This window comes from Peptoniphilus olsenii (assembly GCF_040545475.1).
In the GTDB taxonomy this organism is placed as follows: Bacteria; Bacillota; Clostridia; order Tissierellales; family Peptoniphilaceae; genus Peptoniphilus_A; species Peptoniphilus_A olsenii.
Window position 1 is genome coordinate 21,215 of the sequence record NZ_JBEPMA010000018.1, and the last position, 17,950, is coordinate 39,164.

Annotated in this window: 23 protein-coding genes; 3 read left to right on the forward strand and 20 right to left on the reverse strand. The window is 29.6% G+C overall.

Annotated features, from left to right (window positions below):
* Nucleotides 1-9 precede the first annotated feature (9 nt).
* Together ribH and ABID14_RS09220 are read left to right on the forward strand one after the other, a co-directional pair.
* On the forward strand, nucleotides 10-477 hold the full coding sequence (gene ribH, locus ABID14_RS09215; RefSeq protein WP_354369350.1) for a 6,7-dimethyl-8-ribityllumazine synthase: 468 nt from the start codon (nucleotides 10-12) through the stop codon (nucleotides 475-477).
* Nucleotides 470-1,117, forward strand: coding sequence for an HAD family hydrolase (locus tag ABID14_RS09220; protein WP_354369352.1), 648 nt, complete (start codon nucleotides 470-472; stop codon nucleotides 1,115-1,117). Before ribH ends, ABID14_RS09220 begins: the two co-directional genes overlap by 8 nt.
* Before the next feature lie 82 nt (nucleotides 1,118-1,199).
* On the opposite strand, the gene ABID14_RS09225 is transcribed toward ABID14_RS09220, so the two are convergent.
* From ABID14_RS09225 to ABID14_RS09320, 20 genes are all read right to left on the reverse strand, one after another.
* Entirely contained in the window at nucleotides 1,200-1,445 is a 246-nt protein-coding gene (locus tag ABID14_RS09225) for a hypothetical protein (protein ID WP_354369354.1), read from the reverse strand.
* Nucleotides 1,446-1,458: 13 nt separating this feature from the next.
* Entirely contained in the window at nucleotides 1,459-1,722 is a 264-nt protein-coding gene (locus ABID14_RS09230; RefSeq protein WP_354369356.1) for a hypothetical protein, read from the reverse strand.
* 223 nt (nucleotides 1,723-1,945) lie between these two features.
* Nucleotides 1,946-2,551 carry a response regulator gene (locus ABID14_RS09235; RefSeq protein WP_354369358.1) on the reverse strand — a complete coding sequence of 202 codons (606 nt, stop codon included), beginning with the start codon at nucleotides 2,549-2,551 and terminating at the stop codon, nucleotides 1,946-1,948.
* Nucleotides 2,523-3,278, reverse strand: a complete 756-nt coding sequence (locus ABID14_RS09240; RefSeq protein ID WP_354369360.1) for a sensor histidine kinase — start codon at nucleotides 3,276-3,278, stop codon at nucleotides 2,523-2,525. Before ABID14_RS09240 ends, ABID14_RS09235 begins: the two co-directional genes overlap by 29 nt.
* A gap of 939 nt (nucleotides 3,279-4,217) precedes the next feature.
* Nucleotides 4,218-4,511: a hypothetical protein gene (locus ABID14_RS09245; protein ID WP_354369362.1), complete on the reverse strand. Its 294-nt coding sequence runs from the start codon at nucleotides 4,509-4,511 to the stop codon at nucleotides 4,218-4,220.
* Nucleotides 4,495-4,815 carry a hypothetical protein gene (locus ABID14_RS09250; RefSeq protein WP_354369364.1) on the reverse strand — a complete coding sequence of 107 codons (321 nt, stop codon included), beginning with the start codon at nucleotides 4,813-4,815 and terminating at the stop codon, nucleotides 4,495-4,497. The genes ABID14_RS09245 and ABID14_RS09250 overlap by 17 nt, the downstream gene beginning before the upstream one ends.
* A gap of 100 nt (nucleotides 4,816-4,915) precedes the next feature.
* A complete protein-coding gene (locus tag ABID14_RS09255; protein WP_354369366.1) occupies nucleotides 4,916-5,212 on the reverse strand; it encodes a hypothetical protein in 297 nt (98 codons plus the stop codon).
* Nucleotides 5,213-5,441: 229 nt separating this feature from the next.
* Nucleotides 5,442-6,278: a 3-hydroxybutyryl-CoA dehydrogenase gene (locus ABID14_RS09260; RefSeq protein WP_354369368.1), complete on the reverse strand. Its 837-nt coding sequence runs from the start codon at nucleotides 6,276-6,278 to the stop codon at nucleotides 5,442-5,444.
* Nucleotides 6,279-6,290: 12 nt separating this feature from the next.
* Entirely contained in the window at nucleotides 6,291-7,067 is a 777-nt protein-coding gene (locus ABID14_RS09265) for an enoyl-CoA hydratase-related protein (RefSeq protein WP_354369370.1), read from the reverse strand.
* Nucleotides 7,068-7,073: 6 nt separating this feature from the next.
* On the reverse strand, nucleotides 7,074-8,258 hold the full coding sequence (locus tag ABID14_RS09270; protein WP_354369372.1) for an acetyl-CoA C-acetyltransferase: 1,185 nt from the start codon (nucleotides 8,256-8,258) through the stop codon (nucleotides 7,074-7,076).
* Nucleotides 8,259-8,445: 187 nt separating this feature from the next.
* Entirely contained in the window at nucleotides 8,446-9,552 is a 1,107-nt protein-coding gene (gene wecB, locus ABID14_RS09275; protein WP_354369374.1) for a non-hydrolyzing UDP-N-acetylglucosamine 2-epimerase, read from the reverse strand.
* Nucleotides 9,553-10,581: a glycosyltransferase family 4 protein gene (locus ABID14_RS09280; protein WP_354369376.1), complete on the reverse strand. Its 1,029-nt coding sequence runs from the start codon at nucleotides 10,579-10,581 to the stop codon at nucleotides 9,553-9,555.
* Nucleotides 10,582-10,588: 7 nt separating this feature from the next.
* On the reverse strand, nucleotides 10,589-11,212 hold the full coding sequence (gene upp, locus ABID14_RS09285) for a uracil phosphoribosyltransferase (protein ID WP_354369378.1): 624 nt from the start codon (nucleotides 11,210-11,212) through the stop codon (nucleotides 10,589-10,591).
* Between the two features lies 1 nt (nucleotide 11,213).
* Nucleotides 11,214-11,645, reverse strand: a complete 432-nt coding sequence (gene rpiB / locus ABID14_RS09290; RefSeq protein ID WP_354369380.1) for a ribose 5-phosphate isomerase B — start codon at nucleotides 11,643-11,645, stop codon at nucleotides 11,214-11,216.
* An 8-nt stretch (nucleotides 11,646-11,653) separates the two neighbouring features.
* A complete protein-coding gene (locus ABID14_RS09295; protein ID WP_354369382.1) occupies nucleotides 11,654-12,706 on the reverse strand; it encodes an L-threonylcarbamoyladenylate synthase in 1,053 nt (350 codons plus the stop codon).
* Between the two features lie 216 nt (nucleotides 12,707-12,922).
* Entirely contained in the window at nucleotides 12,923-13,879 is a 957-nt protein-coding gene (locus ABID14_RS09300; protein ID WP_354369384.1) for a bile acid:sodium symporter family protein, read from the reverse strand.
* Nucleotides 13,876-14,721: a pantoate--beta-alanine ligase gene (gene panC / locus ABID14_RS09305; RefSeq protein WP_354369386.1), complete on the reverse strand. Its 846-nt coding sequence runs from the start codon at nucleotides 14,719-14,721 to the stop codon at nucleotides 13,876-13,878. Before panC ends, ABID14_RS09300 begins: the two co-directional genes overlap by 4 nt.
* Before the next feature lie 224 nt (nucleotides 14,722-14,945).
* Complete coding sequence (locus ABID14_RS09310; protein ID WP_354369388.1) at nucleotides 14,946-15,851, reverse strand: lactate/malate family dehydrogenase; 906 nt, start codon at nucleotides 15,849-15,851, stop codon at nucleotides 14,946-14,948.
* A gap of 321 nt (nucleotides 15,852-16,172) precedes the next feature.
* Nucleotides 16,173-16,598, reverse strand: coding sequence for a hypothetical protein (locus ABID14_RS09315; RefSeq protein ID WP_354369390.1), 426 nt, complete (start codon nucleotides 16,596-16,598; stop codon nucleotides 16,173-16,175).
* Nucleotides 16,599-16,624: 26 nt separating this feature from the next.
* On the reverse strand, nucleotides 16,625-17,302 hold the full coding sequence (locus ABID14_RS09320) for a hypothetical protein (protein WP_354369392.1): 678 nt from the start codon (nucleotides 17,300-17,302) through the stop codon (nucleotides 16,625-16,627).
* A 169-nt stretch (nucleotides 17,303-17,471) separates the two neighbouring features.
* Here ABID14_RS09320 and ABID14_RS09325 point away from each other — a divergent pair.
* The coding region (locus ABID14_RS09325) for a transposase (protein WP_354369394.1) at nucleotides 17,472-17,950 on the forward strand (479 nt) is incomplete at its 3' end.

Genomic DNA, 17,950 nt, shown 5'->3' on the forward strand with positions numbered 1-17,950 from the left:
GAGGACTCAATGAAAATTTATAACGCAAATCTAAACTCAGAAGGAAAAAAATACGCAATTGTACTTGCAAGATTCAACGAATTTATAGTATCAAAATTATTGGACGGTTGTCTTGACGGGCTAAAAAGGCATGGTGCTACAGATGATGATATTGAAATAATTTGGGTGCCTGGATCTTTTGAGATTCCATTAACAACAAAAGCACTTGCAAAGACCGGAAAATATGACGCAGTGATAGCACTTGGTGCAGTGATAAGAGGCGCAACAACTCATTATGAGTTAGTATCGACAGAAGTAGCAAAAGGAGTCGCCTCATCATCACTCGAAACAGGTGTACCAATAGTTTTTGGAGTAATAACAACAGAAAATATCGAACAAGCCATAGAAAGAGCTGGCACTAAAATGGGCAATAAAGGATTTGATGCAGCAGTAACTGCAATTGAAATGGCGAATCTATTGGGTGAAATTCGTGGATAATATAAAGAGTATAATATTTGATTTTGACGGGACTCTTCACGATACAATTAAAATTTATTTCCCTGCTTTTAGTAAAGGAGCCGATTATCTAAAATCTTTGGGTTTTGCACAAGATTTTGAAGTAACAGAAGAAAACATACAAAAATTTCTTGGAGAAAAACCAAGTTTCGCTTATGAACTCATTGCCAAAGGAGCATCTGACGAAATAAAGGCAAAAACACAAAGAATGGTTGGCCTATCTATGGAAGAAAATATGAATAATAAATTGGGCAAACTCTATCCCAATACAATTGAAGTTCTAGAAACACTGTCCCAAAAATATGATTTATATATACTTTCTAATGCAAGAGAAAGATATTTAGATAAAGCACTCGAAATATATAATATAAAAAAATATTTCAAAGATGCATTCGCAGCTGAAACTTACAATTATCAGACCAAAGACAAGATTTTAGCACAAATATTACCCAATATGGAAAAAGATGTAATATTTGTGGGCGACAGATTTCATGATATAGATGCCGCCGTAGCAAATAATATAAAGAGCATATTTTGTAAATATGGTTTTGGTAGTGTAAAAGAGGGCCAAAAATCCAATTTTACTATCAATAATCTTGCAGAAATTTTAGAAATATTATAAAATTTGAGGAGGTTCTATCCTCCTCTTTTTGTATAATAAATTATAATCATAGATACTAAAACTCTGCCTATTAAGACAGAGCCTATCCTACTATTTCAAAAACAATATTTAAAGCTAAAAATAATTGAAGTCCAAACATCAAAAGTACAATTTTATCAAATCTTTTTGGCAGAGCAATTATCCAAGTTGACATACATACAGAGAAAATATAATAGTAAACTCTCATATCTCTGGCACCTGCGCTAAAATAAAATTCTGCCGATAATATTGCAACAATGACAAATATCGTTAATACATAAACATAAATCTTATCTTTATCTATATTCATAAGTTACCCCACATCAAATAACTGCAACTAAATAAGAAATGGCTGACATTATAGTTAGTATAGAAATCAAATAACTCGTAACATTCTTTTCTTTATCTAAAATATCAGTAAAAAATCTCTTTATAATATGGACTGAATTATAAACAATTAAAATTATAACTAAATTATTTGGCATAAAAAAATCTTTTTTAAATATCATAAAAGACATAAAGATAATTCCAATTATAATAGCTGAATTTACCACTCTTATTTTGTCATTTCCTGTTAATTGTTTCACTCAATCACCTTGTGTTTATAAATAATTCCCCAAACAAACTTATATCAAAAAATAAAATCATTTTTGTCTCATGATATTTATATTTTATCATTAAACCATCCTGTACATTCTATATAATTAAGGAAATAAATACAAAAGTATTTTATTATGTTTAGACATAAAAATAATTATCAGTTTAGTTTTTATTATATCCTCCAAAAAATCAATAAATGGCTTAATGTAATTAAAATGTATCTATAATCCCTAAATCAATAGATTTTTTCATCAACTCTTGATAATTATTTACACCAAGCTTATCATAAATTCTGTTTAACATTACTGCAAGAGACCTTTCAGAGATAAAAATACTCTTGGCAACCTCACTTCTTTTAAGCCCACTGCAATATAACTTAACTATCTGTACTTCATTTTCTGTTAATTTTTCAATACTTTTTTTCTCATCATCAAAGTATTTATTATTATACAAATAAATAGACTTCAATTTTCTTTTGAGTATCTCCACATCTTCATCTTTCGTTATAAAACCAAATATTCCTATATTTTTTGCTTTTTTAATATAATATTCATAATTATAACCTGATAGTATTACAATTTTTAATTTTTTATTTTCTTTTAAAATTCTTTCTGCTAAATTTAAACCATTAAGTGAAGTTTTCATTCCATTTAAATTTATATCAATAAGAATTATATCATAATTATATAAATAATTTTTATCACACAATTTATCTAAATCTTCCAATATATCGATATGAAAATATTCATCTTTTTCTATAAGTTCTTTCAATGCACTAGCCATCATTTTATGGTCTTCTATTAATAAAATTTTCATTTACTACCTCCTCCATTATTGGTAGTTCAATACTAAAAATCAATGAGCCATCATTTACATTTTTTGTTTCATTATCATGTATACATAAATTTCCATTATAAATATTTAATGTGTTTTTTATTAATTTTAAACCTATCGAATTTAATTTAGCATAATCTTCATCTAAATAGTCACCAAAATTTTCAATATGCAAATTAATGAGAGAATTCTCTATACTCAAATGTATTTCCGAGAAATATCCCTTTGAGTGTTTCAAAAAATTAATAACTAGCTCGTGCATAAATCTATAAACTAATCTATCATAAGGTATAGGTATGTAAATATTTTTATCCGAATAAAATTCAATGTGTTTATCTGTCTCATAAATATCTTGTAACGCATTTACAAGTTGAAGATATTTATTATATAATGAAATACTATCAACTTTTATTGGTTCAAGAAGATTTATTTTTGTTCGTATTTTATTGATTAAATTTCTGTGAATTTTTAGAGATTTAGTAATATTATTTAAACTTTCTGAGTTATTTTTCAATAAATTTTGCGAAATAATTATATCTTGTAAAATATCATCATGTAAAAAACTCATACTATCTCTTTCATAAATATCTGACAAATTTTTAATCAATACATTCTTATATAAATATTTATCACAAGGAGTGTCATTTAATAAATTAGTCTTATAATCAAAATAAAATTTAATATTTAAAATATTTAATATGAAAATCATAGATATAATTAATGAATTTTTTATATTTAAATCGAAATTAAAAAATGTAAAAAATATTAATAGCAAGAAGAGAAGATTGACGATATTAAAATAAAAGTCTTTTAGAAAATTTCTTATTTCATCATTTATACTCATAGTGAAAATAATAAAACTTAATTCTACACAAAATAACAAAATTATTTCCAAAATGTAAAAACTATTTATTTTTGGAACTATTCTAAGTATTAAATTAAAAAATGTAAAATAAAATATAGAAATCAAGACTAAAACGTTAAATAATTTTTTACTTGTTTTTAGAATATATCTCATATTAATAAATATCATAATTAATGGATAAATAGAGATAAGTAATTTCCATATTTTCAAAGTAACTAAATATTCTGAGCTATTTAGGTAATTAAGACAAATAGCAAAACTAAATATAATTACTGGAAAGGATAAAAAATACAAAATATATCTGATTTTGATTTTACTTAAAAAAACATAATAATTACAAAATAATAATACATTTATTAAAAATAAATTTATTTCTGTACTATACTTAAAACTCATCCTAAACTTATATAAGTGTGAATAATCTATTAGTATCCATAGCAAAAATATTACTGTAATAATACTAAAATTGAAAGACAAATTACTCTCTTCTTTTATTAAAAAAATTATTAATGAAATATTATTTATTAAACTACAACATAGAAAAAAATTCATTGCAGTAAAAGTACTTTGGTTTCTGCTAATAACAGAATAAAATAAAATATAAATGCCGATAAAAATAAAAGACAAGATTAAAACTGATTTTAAAACTACTCGCTCTCTACTCATAAAATTCACCTCACTACTCCATATTAATAAAATTATATAATCTATAGATTGATTTTAGAGAAAAAAGGTCCTATATTAAATATTATAGAACCTTTTGCATTGACATTAATTCTTATTTTATTTTAAAAAATTAATTCCTCTACTTTCCATAACTCCAAAATATTCAGCATAATATATGTTTTTATCTTTAGTAACAGAATCCGAATTTAATTTTAAATCTCCTCTGTATTTAATTAAACCTTTGTTAGTTGTATGAGTAATATATTGAGGAAAACTAACCGCATCATATCTTCTAATCACTTTTGTAGCTTCAATTTCCGACTTGAAGCCATTAAATAAGAAAACTGCTGAAATACCTAATATTATAATAAGGAAAGAAATAAATTTATTTCTTTTAATAACTTCCATCATACGAAAGACTCCTTGCATATCCTACATCATATAATGTTCCCTCATATACTGCACTATATCTATTATCATTCTCCCTACGTACAGAACTCCAATCAATACTTATTCTTCCTCTAAATTTTCGGCTACCTCTGTACTCTGTATGTGTTATAGTTGAAGGGAAATTCCTATCGTAACTATATTTTACTATCCTAACATAAATGGTATCATCATCAAAACCCAAAATATCTCTCTCAGCAAATACAGGAATAAAAATTCCTATAATTAAAATAATTAATACTGTAAAACTTAGTAAATACTTTTTCATAAAATCCTCCTCATATTTATTTCGGTACACGAGCAAAATATCTTTACTCAGATCTATTATAGTACTCTACTAAATAATTTTCAGTTAACTTTTGTGCATATTATTTAAATTTAAAAGAATCTCTATGTATTTTTCCTTTATATTCTGCATAATATTTTTCTGATAATGGATATTTCCTTATAGTATTTTCATTTAAATGTAAATCTATTCTATATACTATTAATCCTTTTTTATTTTTATATGTAATAGTTTTTGGGAAATTACTTCTTTCATAACTAGTTCTAATTGTTGTAATAGACTTTTCTTCATTGAAAGCTACAAATATTAAAGAAGAAATGCTTAATATTATTAATATAGATATTAAAATATTTATCAAATTTTTATTTAAAAATTTCATAATATCACCAGTCATAATAATTCAAATAATAATTATTTATCTCATTAATAAACATTTTTATTATGTATTACAATTAACTTTTAATTGTAATATCAATCTACTCAAATGGATACCTTGATTACATCTATTATAAAAAATATTTATAATTAAATCCACACTTCTATTATAATTTCTAGAAAAAAAGAGAAGACCCTATAGCCTTCTCTCAAAATAATTTTTTAATTTTTAATCAATATTTGTAGAATCCTTCTCCAGTTTTTCTACCTAATAGACCTGCTCTAACCATTTTCTTTAATAGTACATGAGGTCTATATTTTGTATCTCCAAACTCGTTGTAAAGTACTTCCATAATTGCAAGTACAACATCAAGTCCGATTAAATCTCCAAGAGCCAAAGGTCCCATTGGATGATTTGCTCCAAGTTGCATAGCTGTGTCAATATCTTCAGCTGAAGCAATTCCTTCTGCATAAATTCCAATAGCTTCATTTACCATAGGGATAAGAATTCTATTTACTACAAATCCAGGTGCTTCTTCCACTTCAACTGGCGTTTTGCCAATTTCTTTTGAAAGTTCTACGATTACATCTTTTACTTCTGGATCAGTTTTTTTACCAGAAATTACTTCTACAAGTTTCATAGCTGGAACTGGATTAAAGAAGTGCATTCCTATTACTTTTTCTGGTCTTTGTGTAGCCGCTCCAATATCAGTTATTGATAATGAAGAAGTGTTAGATGCAAGTATTGTTTTTGGATCACAAACTTTGCAAAGTTCTGTAAAGATAGCTTTTTTGATTGTAGGATTTTCTGTAGCTGCTTCTATAATAAGATCGCAGTCTTTTACATCTTCAATATCAGAAGAAGTTGTAAGATTTCCCATGGCTTTATCCATTTCATCTTGTGTCATTCTTTCTTTTGATACGTTTTTTTCGAATCCTTTTCTGATTTTATCCATTGCTTTAACTAAAGCTTCTGGAGCTATATCTCTAACTATAACTTCATGATAAGGTGCAAGCACTTGTGCAATACCTGCTCCCATTGTTCCTGAACCTACTACTGCTATTTTCATATTATCTCCTTCTTATTCTCCAACAAATTTAGGTTTATTCTTATCCAAAAATGCTCTCATACCTTCTTTTTGGTCATTTGTAGCGAAACATAGACCAAAGTGAGTTTTTTCAATTTGCATTGCTGTATCTATATCTGTTTGAGATCCATTTATAATTGATTGTTTTGCATATTCAACAGCTTTTGGAGCTTTTGATACAATTTTTTTAGCCATTTCAATAGCTTTATCAATTAATTCATCAGGCTCATATACATGATTAACAAGTCCAATTTCTAATGCCTTGTTGGCATCAATCATTTCTGTTGTATAAATTAATTCTTTTGCATATCCCGGCCCAATTGTTCTTGAAAGTCTTTGAGTTCCACCAAATCCTGGTGTTATTCCAAGTCCAACTTCTGGTTGGCCAAATTTTGCTTTTGTTGATGCAATTCTAATATCACAAGCTACAGAAATTTCACATCCGCCACCAAGTGCAAATCCATTTACTGCTGCTATTACAGGCACTCTACATTTTTCAATTTCCATGAATGTATCCATACCAAGTTTTGCAAAATCATAGGCTTCACTAGCTGTGAAGTTTGCCATTTCGCCAATGTCGGCACCAGCTACAAATGATTTGCCGGCACCTGTAACGATGATACATCTAATGTCATCATCTACATGTGAAAAAAATCTGTGAAGTTCATTTAACATTTGAGAGTTAATAGCGTTTAGGCTTTTTTCTCTTGTCAATGTCAGTAGAACTACTCCATCTGATTTTTCTTCAATATTTAAAAATTCGTATTCCATTTATTATTAGTCCCTTCCAACAACAAGGGCAGTTCCCATTCCGCCACCTATACATAATGTTGCTAGACCTTTTTTAGCATCTCTTTTTTGCATTTCGTATAGTAATGTTGTTAAAATTCTTGCACCACTAGCTCCAACAGGGTGACCAATTGCGATTGCCCCACCATTAACGTTCACTTTATCCATATCGAATTCTAATTCTTTAGCCACTGCACATGCTTGTGCTGCAAAAGCTTCGTTAGCTTCGATTAAGTCCATATCTTTAACTTCAAGACCTGCTTTTTCTAATGCTTTTCTTGATGAAGGAATTGGACCAGTTCCCATGATAGTTGGGTCAACACCTTCTGTTGCATAAGAAATAATATACGCAAGAGGTTCAACTCCAAGTTCTTTTGCTTTAGATTCAGTCATAACAACAAGCATAGCTGCTCCGTCATTAATTCCTGATGCATTAGCTGCAGTTACTGTTCCACCTTCTTTGAAAGCTGGTTTAAGTCCTGATATACCTTCAACTGTTACGCCTTCTCTGATATATTCGTCATCTTCAACTACAGTAACTTTACCTTTACGACCTTTTACTTCAACTGTTACAATTTCATCTTTAAATCTTCCAGTTTTTCTTGCTTCTTCTGCATTGTTTTGAGATCTAGTTGCAAGTTCGTCTTGCATTTCTCTAGTAATGTCATATTTTTCAGCTACATTTTCAGCTGTAATACCCATGTGATAATCATTGAATGCATCCCAAAGACCATCTTTAATCATAGTGTCTACAACTTTTTTGTCGCCCATTCTTGCTCCCCATCTTTCATTCATAAGAGCATATGGGGCATTAGACATTGATTCTGTACCTCCTGCAAGTACAATTTCAGCATCTCCAGATTTGATAACTTGAGCTGCTAAACTTACTGCACGAAGTCCTGAACCACATACAATGTTAAGTGTAACTGATGGTGATGTGTAAGGAATTCCAGCATTGATTGTAACTTGTCTTGCAACATTTTGTCCTTGTGCTGCTTGGATTACATTTCCGATGTAAGATTCATCAATCATATCAGGTGTTACTTTTGCTCTTTTCATTGCTTCTTTTGCCGCAACTACTCCAAGTTCAACTGCTGAAACTGATTTGAACGCTCCACCGAATGATCCCACAGGTGTTCTTGCTGCTGACGCTATTACTATTCTTTCTTCCATTTTTTCCTCCTAGTCGCACATTATAAATAAAGTGCTCTTTATTATTTAATTTATAGTCTTTGCAAAATTTTGACCATGCAATAACATTATATCAAATATTGTGTTATATTAAAGTAGAAAAAGCTATCTCATGGTGCCTACGATAATATTTTTACCCATTGTATTAATAAATAAATAAAAACTTACGCTATTTGTTTAATTCTTCTAAAATATCTACTATTCTTGCAGCTGCATTTCCATCACCATAAGGATTTATTGCTTTTGCCATTTCTTCGTATGCTTCTTTATCGTCCAATAATTTTATGATATTTTCATAAACTGCATCAAATTCAGTTCCTATTAATTTGGCTGTCTTAGCCTCTACTCCTTCCATTCTTTCGGTTTCGTTTCGCACAACCAAAACTGGTTTACCAAGAGAAGGTGCTTCCTCTTGCACTCCTCCTGAGTCTGTAACCACAAATTTAACTTTATTCATCAAATTTGAGAAAGGTAAGTAAGAAAGTGGTTCTATTAAATGAACTCTATCTAAATCTTTAAAGTATTTATTTGCAATTTCTCTAACCAGCGGATTAAGATGCACTGGAAAAATAACTTCAACATTTTCTCTTTCTTCCACGACTCTTTTGACAGCAGAAAAAATATTTTCCATTGGCTTTCCCCAATTTTCTCTTCTATGGGATGTGAGTAATAGAACTTCTTTATTGTAGTTAATATTATTTAACACTTCATCTTCAAATACATAATCATCTCTAACCGAGTACTTTAAAGCATCTATGACAGTATTTCCTGTAATATAAATATTTTCCTCTGGATAGTTTTCTTTCAATAAATTGTTCTTGTTATTTTCTGTGGGTGCAAAATGGAAGTTAGTTATTATGCCTGTAAGCATCCTATTTGCTTCTTCAGGATAAGGCGAATAAATATTTCCAGATCTTAGACCTGCTTCAACATGTCCGATTTTAATTTTTTTATAAAATGCGGCAAGTGCTGCAGCAAATACTGTTGTTGTATCTCCTTGCACTAATAAAATATCTGGTTTTAGTTCGTCTAATATTTTTTCTAATCCTATTAAGGTTTTTGTGGTAACCTCTGTTAGAGATTGACCCTTTTTAAATATATTGAGATCATAATCTGGTTCTATATCAAAAATATCCAAGACTTGATCTAGCATTTCTCTATGTTGACCTGTTACACAGACAAAACTTTTTATTGTATTTCTCTTTTCTATTTCTTTTATTATTGGAGCCATCTTTATTCCTTCAGGTCTAGTTCCAAAAACAAATAATACTTTCATTTAGCCCTCCCTATTTTTGAGCATGCCTGCAGATATTCCTGCAATCAATATGATAAACATAACGCCTAGCGATATTATAAGTCCTACTGATGAATGAAATTTTGAAATTAAATTTGCAATTATGCCAAATATTGCAGAAATTGCATACAAAATTATAACAGTTTGCTTTTGATTCAAACCACGAGCCAATAAACGGTGATGTAAATGTCCTTTATCAGCTGCCACCATAGATTTGCCCGACAATTTTCTTCTAATCATAGCAAAAGCTGTATCAAAAACTGGAACACCCATTATTAAAACTGGCACAAAAATCATAAGCATTGCTGCTTGTTTTAAAAAACCAGTTATACTTATATATGATAGCATGAATCCAAGATATAAAGCTCCAGTATCGCCCATAAATATCTTAGCAGGATTGAAGTTAAAAGGCAAAAATCCCAAACAAGCTCCTGCTACAAGAGCACAAACAAGGCTTACCTCTGTTCTTCCCATTTGATAAGTTATAAAAAACATTGATATAGCACAGATAAGTGATACTCCTGCTGCTAGACCATCTAGTCCATCAATCAAATTTATAGTATTTGTAATTCCACATACCCAGAAAATTGTCACCGGTATAGATAAGAAACTTAAAATTAAAAGTGCATCTTTAAAATCAAAAGGATTTGTAAAAAATTCAATTTTGACTCCACCTATTACAAGCAAAATACCGCCCAATATTTGAAATCCAAATTTTAATTTTGGGCTAAGACCTCTCTTATCATCAATTAAACCTGAAATTGCAATTAAAAGAGATGCCGCAATTGTCATTACAAGTTCTTTATTCAGAGGTAAATATTTTATCATCAAAATGGTAACAGATATTACCATAGCAATTCCTCCTCCAAGAGGAATTGGCTTTTTATGAACTCTTCGTTCATCTTTTGGAATATCTATTAAACCAAATTTTTGTGTTAGTTTAATTGTAATAGGCATTAAAAGAAATGTTATTAAAAACGCCAAAAAAAACGGAAAAATAAATTCCTTCATAGCGGACCTACTTTGTACCAAAGAGTCTATCTCCGGCATCTCCTAATCCTGGTACTATATAACCATGTTCATTTAAACGTTCATCAACAGCTGCTACATAAATATCAACATCTGGGTGAGCTTCTTCTACTGCCTTTATACCTTCAGGAGCGGCCAATAAGTTGACAGCTCTAATTTGAGTAGCGCCATTTCTTTTTAACTCGTCAATTGCTTCTATAAGAGAACCACCAGTTGCAAGCATAGGATCCACAATAATCATAAGACGTTGGCTAACGTCTTTAGGAAGTTTAGAATAATAAGTTACTGGTTTTAAAGTTTCAGGATCTCTATACATGCCAATATGTCCAACTCTTGCTGATGGAACTATGGTAAGAAATCCTTCAACCATGCCAAGACCTGCTCTAAGTATGGGAACAATACCTACTTTTTTACCCAAAATCATCTTGCCCTTAGTAGGAGCTATAGGAGTCTCAATCGAAACTTCCTCAGTTTCTAAATCTCTAGTAACCTCATAAGCCATGAGTGCTGCAATTTCATTGACAACTTGTCTAAATTCCATTGAGCTCGTCTCTTTTTTTCTAAGTATTGTCATTTTATGATCAATAAGTGGATGATTTATTATTTGTGCCATTTTATTCCTCCTCTATTTTTTCTACTCGATTAATGTGTCTTCCGCCTTCAAAATCTTCATTTAAAAAAGCATCGACAATTTCTTTTGCCATGTCAAGACCTATTAGTCTTGCCCCCATGGCTATAACATTTGCATTGTTGTGACGTCTTGCAAGTTTTGCTGAATATGGTTCACTTACAAGTGCAGCTCTAATTCCCTTAACTTTATTGGCAGCTATAGATATGCCAATACCTGAACCACATATAACTATTCCATAATCTAGATTATTGTCAATAACTTCATGCCCTACAGCGTGACCATAATCAGGGTAATCTACTCTATCTGCACTTTCTGGTCCTTTATCAACTACTTTGATATTTTTCTCTTCTAGATATTTTTTAATATCCTCTTTGAGATAAAAACCTGCGTGATCTGATCCAATTGCTATTTTCATATTACACCTCATATTCTCATAATTATTCTTCCGCTACATGCTTTTAGAAGCCTATTCATAATACTAAGTCCAAGACCCATAGGTTCAAAACCTTCAGCAAAAATCATATCTACACCTTCTTCATCACAATGACGAAGTGCATCAAATAGATTGCTTGCCACTTCTTCTAAATTGTCTCTAGACCCAAGATTTATAACTAAATCAGCTCCAGTATATTTATCCATAGTCTCTGTAGAAGCCAAAACAGCAACTTTTTTTTCATTGTTTTTATCGATGTTTTTTTGAATTTCTAAAATCATTTTTTCAATTCCACCACCAAAGCAAATTGCCTCAGCTCTTGGAGCATAATGCTTGTATTTTTGCCCTGGAGATTTAGGAACTTGTTTGTTAGTAGCATCAATTGTACCTTGGTCAATTGTAATGTCTGAATCTATTTTTTGTAAATCCTCTAGAGTAATTTTACCCGGTCTAAGTATAATAGGAGGATTCACTGTCACATCTAGCACTGTGGATTCAATTCCTACAACTGATTTTCCACCATCTACAATTATATCGACTCTGCCATCTAAATCTTCAATTACATGTTCTGTTTTTGTTGGTGAAGGTCTACCAGAAATATTAGCAGAGGGAGCAGCTATTGGCAGATTAACAGCTTTTAAAATCTTATTAGCTAAATTATGTGATGGCTCTCTGACAGCAACTGTATCAAGACCTCCTGTAACTTCATCAGGTATTAATTTAGATCTTTTGAAAATCATAGTTAAAGGACCTGGCCAAAATTTATCCATGCATTTTTTTGCTACTTCAGGAATATCTTCAACTAAATTATCTAACTGAGAATTTTCAGCTATATGCAAAATTAAAGGGTTATCTGATGGACGACCTTTAGCAGCGTAAATTTTTTTAGCAGCCTCTTTATCAAGCCCATTTCCACCTAGACCATATACAGTTTCAGTAGGAAATACAACTAGACCACCCTGTTCAAATGTCTTTTTTATTTTATCAAGGTACTTTTTATCCTCTATTTCATTTCCCTTAAATTTTATAATTTCTGTTTTCATAAAAAACACCTCTATCGATATATTATATCAAGAAACGAGTAGGAGTTTAATAGTTTATACAAATTAATTCTTTACTTTATTATACTGTATTATATTTTATCATGTTTTATACATTTATGTAGAAAGTTATACTTACTTAGGAATTTTTTAATAATTAGAAGGACTATATTAAATTACAAAATAAAAAAATGCCACACAAGGTGACATTTTATTATTTCAATTTGCTCTTATAACTTGATGTTTATAAGCTTTCTTTTTTCTAATATTTGCAAATATTGTTCCTGTTAAATTGTGCATAACACTAAATATTGCTCCAGGAAGTGAAGCCAAGGGGCTCATTGCAAAATTTGCTGTGGCTAGTGTCACTGCAAGACCTGAGTTTTGCATTCCAACTTCAATTGCCACTGCTGTTTGTTTTGTTTCTTCTATTTTAAATAGTTTACAAATTCCAAGTGCAGAAAGTAATCCTATTATATTATGCAAGAAAACAATTCCTGTAACCATTATTCCACTTTGCAATATTTTATCTGAATTTAATGCTATTATCCCTGATATAATTAATATTATGGAAAGTGAAGATACTAGCGGTAATGCTGGAGATACATACTGCATTTTTTCTTTAAAAATAATGTTTACTATAATTCCAAGTAATACAGGTATAAGTATAACTTTAATAACTGTCATAAACATTGCAACTAAAGATACTTCAATCCACTTCCCTGCCAATACATATACTATTAACGGAGTCAAAAATGGTGCAAGTAATGTCGATACTGTTGTCATGGTAACCGAAAGTGTTACATCTCCACCTGCAATATGAGTCATTACATTAGATGCTGTGCCTCCGGGGCATGAACCCACTAAAATAACTCCAAGTGCTATTTCTTTTGGCAATTTAAAAATTTGACAAAGTAAAAATGCTATTGTTGGCATTAAAAGAAATTGCAGCACAACTCCTATTATAATTTCTTTTGGATGAGTAAGTGTATTCTTTAAATTTTTAATTTCAATATTTGTTCCCATTCCAAACATAGCTACTGCCAAAAATATTGAAGTATATTTAGTCATCCATTTAAAATTATCTGGATAATAAAAAGCTATAACAGACAAAATAATAATTAAAATTATTATATTATCTACGAAAGTGTCGACAAATCTTCTAAATTTAGTCAATTTTTCACCTCATAGATTATATTATCTATAAGTCTTGCCGGTCCTACTTGCACTGCCAACGCAACTAATACATCTCGATCAATTTTTTCTACATCTTCTAAGTTTTCTAAATCTACTATCTTGATGTAGTCAATTTTAGCATAGTCGATTTCTGCAATAATTTTTTCCATTTCCTTAATAATATCTTGTGGATTTTCTTTGTTTTTTAACATATTTTCTGCTTTTTGGAGAGATTTTTGTAAAATCAAAGCATCCTCTTTTTCTTTGTCGGATAGATATTTATTTCTTGAAGAGAGTGCAAGTCCTGATTTTTCTCTTACTATTGGACATCTAATTAGTTTAATATCAAAATTTAAATCTTCAACCATCTTTTTCAAGATAATATATTGTTGAGCATCCTTTTGCCCAAAATAAGCTCTATCTGCTTTTGAGATATTAAATAGTTTTGCACAAACTGTCGTCACTCCTCTAAAATGAATTGGGCGTGACATTCCACAAAGTTTTTCTGATAATTCTTCAACTTTAATATATGTTTTATGATTTTTATACATATCCTCTGGAGTTGGATGAAATACCAAATCTACTCCTGCATTTTTACATTTTTGTAGGTCTCTTTCCAAATCTTTTGGATAAGAACCATAATCTTCATTTTCGCCAAATTGAGTTGGATTGACGAAAATTGAAACCATGACAAAGTCATTTTCTTCTCTCGCTCTTTTGATCAAGCTCAAATGACCATCATGCAAAAATCCCATTGTAGGTACAAGTCCAATTGACTTACCTGCATTTTTAATAGGATTTATTTCGTTTCTTACTTCTTTTACGGTTTTTACTGCTTTCATGTCTTCTCCTCTAATTATTAATATTAGAGATAGCTCATCCATACATAAACAAAATATGAAACAAAGTCTCGCTAGTTATGCGAGCATTAATATTTAGTTTTAGAATAAGTATGAGTATAGTTTATTTCTAATACTATCTCCAGTGTTAAGTATAATGATTGAAGTGTTTTAAATCAAGTAAAAAATAAAAGCCTGCTTGACGCAGACTTTAAAATATTTAAATTTTATTTAATTGGTAGAGTGTCCTTAATAGTATTAACAGCTTTATTCCATTTTTCTAACTCTTCCTGATTTAAATCTAGTTCATAATCTCCTAAAATACCATCTCTACCCACTATTGTAGGGTGACCTATATAGCATCCATCTTTTTTACTATATGAAGATACTGGAAGTATTGTCTTGGCATCTTGGAAAATTGTTTCTACTATAATAGATGTAGAGTTTGCAATTCCATAGGATGTATAGCCTTTTGCTTTTATTGTTTCAAAAGCACGAACTTTAGTATCTTCTTCAATTTTATCTATTGTTTCTTTATCTAGTATATCCATAATCGGTTTTGTTGCAATAGAAACTTGTGACCATGCTACAAATTGACTATTACCATGCTCAGCAATTACATAACCATCAACTGAATTTGGATCAATGTTTAAAACTCTTGCAACAGCATTTTTCATTCTAGCTGTATCTAGAACTGTTCCCGTTCCTATAACTCTTTGTTTTGGAATTTCTGTAAGATGTTGCATATACTGTGCTATTACATCGCATGGGTTAGTTATACTTACAAGAATTCCTTTAAAATCCGAATTTTTAATTATAGGTGCCCACTCTTCTACACAAGTTTTAGTATATTCAAATTCTTTTAATCTGTCACTATATCTTTGTAGAATAGTAATATCACCAGGTGCAAATATTATTATATCCGAATCTTTGAGATCTTCTTTTTCTCCAGCTAGAATATTTACATGACCATTTCTTCTGACAAAACCATCAGATAAATCACTAACTTCTGCACGAGCAAGCCCTTCTTTTTTGTCAAATAAAGCCAAAGTATCACACAGACTTCTTTCTACTATAGTGTGAGCAACAGTTGCTCCAACATTTCCCAAGCCTATTATTGATATTTTTCTCATGTTTTCCTCCTATTTGAAAATTTATTGATTAATTTTTCTTAATTATTTTAATAATATAATGGAAAATTTAAAATCTACTTAAAAATTTATTCAATTTTAACTTTTTTGTCAAGTTTTAATATTAATTTTACTATTAATTACAATAATAAAACTGTCACTTAATTAAAAAAATGGGCTTATTCAGCCCACTAATCATTAATTCTATAATATTCATGCTTTTTATAATCAGAATAAAATTCAGCTGCATCTGAACCTACTTTATCATCTACATTTAATAGAAGAGATTCAATACATAAATTTTTACACATAATAAATCATAAACTAATCCATTTTTTTAGGTTTAATTAAATTTTTATCTAGACCTTCCGCTATAGTTCCAAGTACTATAAATAGTTGGAATAATAGATAAGTCAATTCTGCAATAATCTCTGAACTGTTTTTTAAAATTATAGCTCTAATCAAAAAGAGTAAGAGAACGAAAAAAATAAAAATAAAAATTTTCCCTTTTTGTTTGTAACTTTTCTCAATTTTTATTCTCGGTGTGATAATTATACACTCATAAACAAATATAAGCAGTTTTAAAATATTTTTATATTTATCTAAATAATAGTCCCAAAATAATGTACAGATAATAAAAACAAATATTAAGCTAGCAATCGATAATATAAAATGTGTATCAATAAATTTTGTTTTCACTTCTTCCCAATCAATATCTTTTAGTCTATAATTTTGCTTATTTGATGGCATAGTTTGTTCATCCTAATCAATTATATTTAATAAGTAGAAAACCCTCGATATAAAGATACCAAACCATAATACCATTCGTCGTCCCCCCATGCATTATCTATATAATGTTCGAGAGAACAGACTTGGTCGAATTTTAAAATCACACCATGATTATTGAGCCATAAGGTATTGTGTTCTTTTACAACTTGAAGAACATGTCCAACTAAACTTTTAATGGCGTAAGAATCAATCTTTGCTCCAATTCCTTGTTGAACTAAAGTTATAATACTTGCAGAAATAGATGCCGCAGTTATAACCGCCCCCCCCATTCTCAATATTTCTCCATAAGATAATTTACTTTTTTGGGTTGATTTGCTACCTGGAGTGCAGAATCTATATGGATCATCCTTAGTTCCGCTACCATTCGATTTATAAAACGCGAATCCAATATCATTAAAGTTCCCACTATGTTTAAAAATTATATTTTCATTTTCATCTATTAATGTAACTTCAAAATTTTTTCCATTAGTTTTGTTTTCAAGTATATATTTTTCTCCATTTTCAATTATTATAATTTGATCAGGATTATCACCCCTCAAAAATATTAAGTCCTCCGAATCGTTTTTATTGTATTCAATAATATCACTATAGGCAAAAACTGTACTACCTATTATCATTGTAAAAACTAGCAAAAATAAAACTAAAATCTTGCACTTTTCTTTCATATTAACGCCTCATTATAAATTTTTATTTGTTATATTGATTATATTAAAGTTTTATATAGTTGTCAAAAAAAGATAAAGTCCATATAATTGTGTAAAAAGAATAGGTCATTTGAAACCAAAACTGGTACAATGTTTTTAACCAAAAAATAAAACAACCAGGAGGAAACAAATGACCCAATTACATTTTACAATTAATCAAGAAGAAATTCAAAACATAATTAATGAATCAGTAGATAATAAAATAGCTAAATCCATTTTAACAAATATATTTAACCAGCTTATGGAAAAAGAAAGAGATGAGTATCTAGAAAACACATCTTATCAGAGAGACCCTAATCGAACTACTTATCGAAACGGATATTATGAACGCGATTATACAACTAAAGTAGGAACATTAACACTAAGAGTACCAAGAACAAGAGATGGGAACTTCTCTACTGAATTATTTGAAAGATACCAAAGGAATGAAAAAGCACTTTTAACAACAATGCTAGAAATGTATGTACAAGGAGTATCAACAAGAAAAGTATCAAAAGTAATAGAAAATTTATGCGGAAAAACATACTCTAAATCATTCGTATCATCTCTTACAAAACAATTAGATGAAGAAGTTGAAGCTTGGAGAAATAGCGACTTATCAAAAGTAAA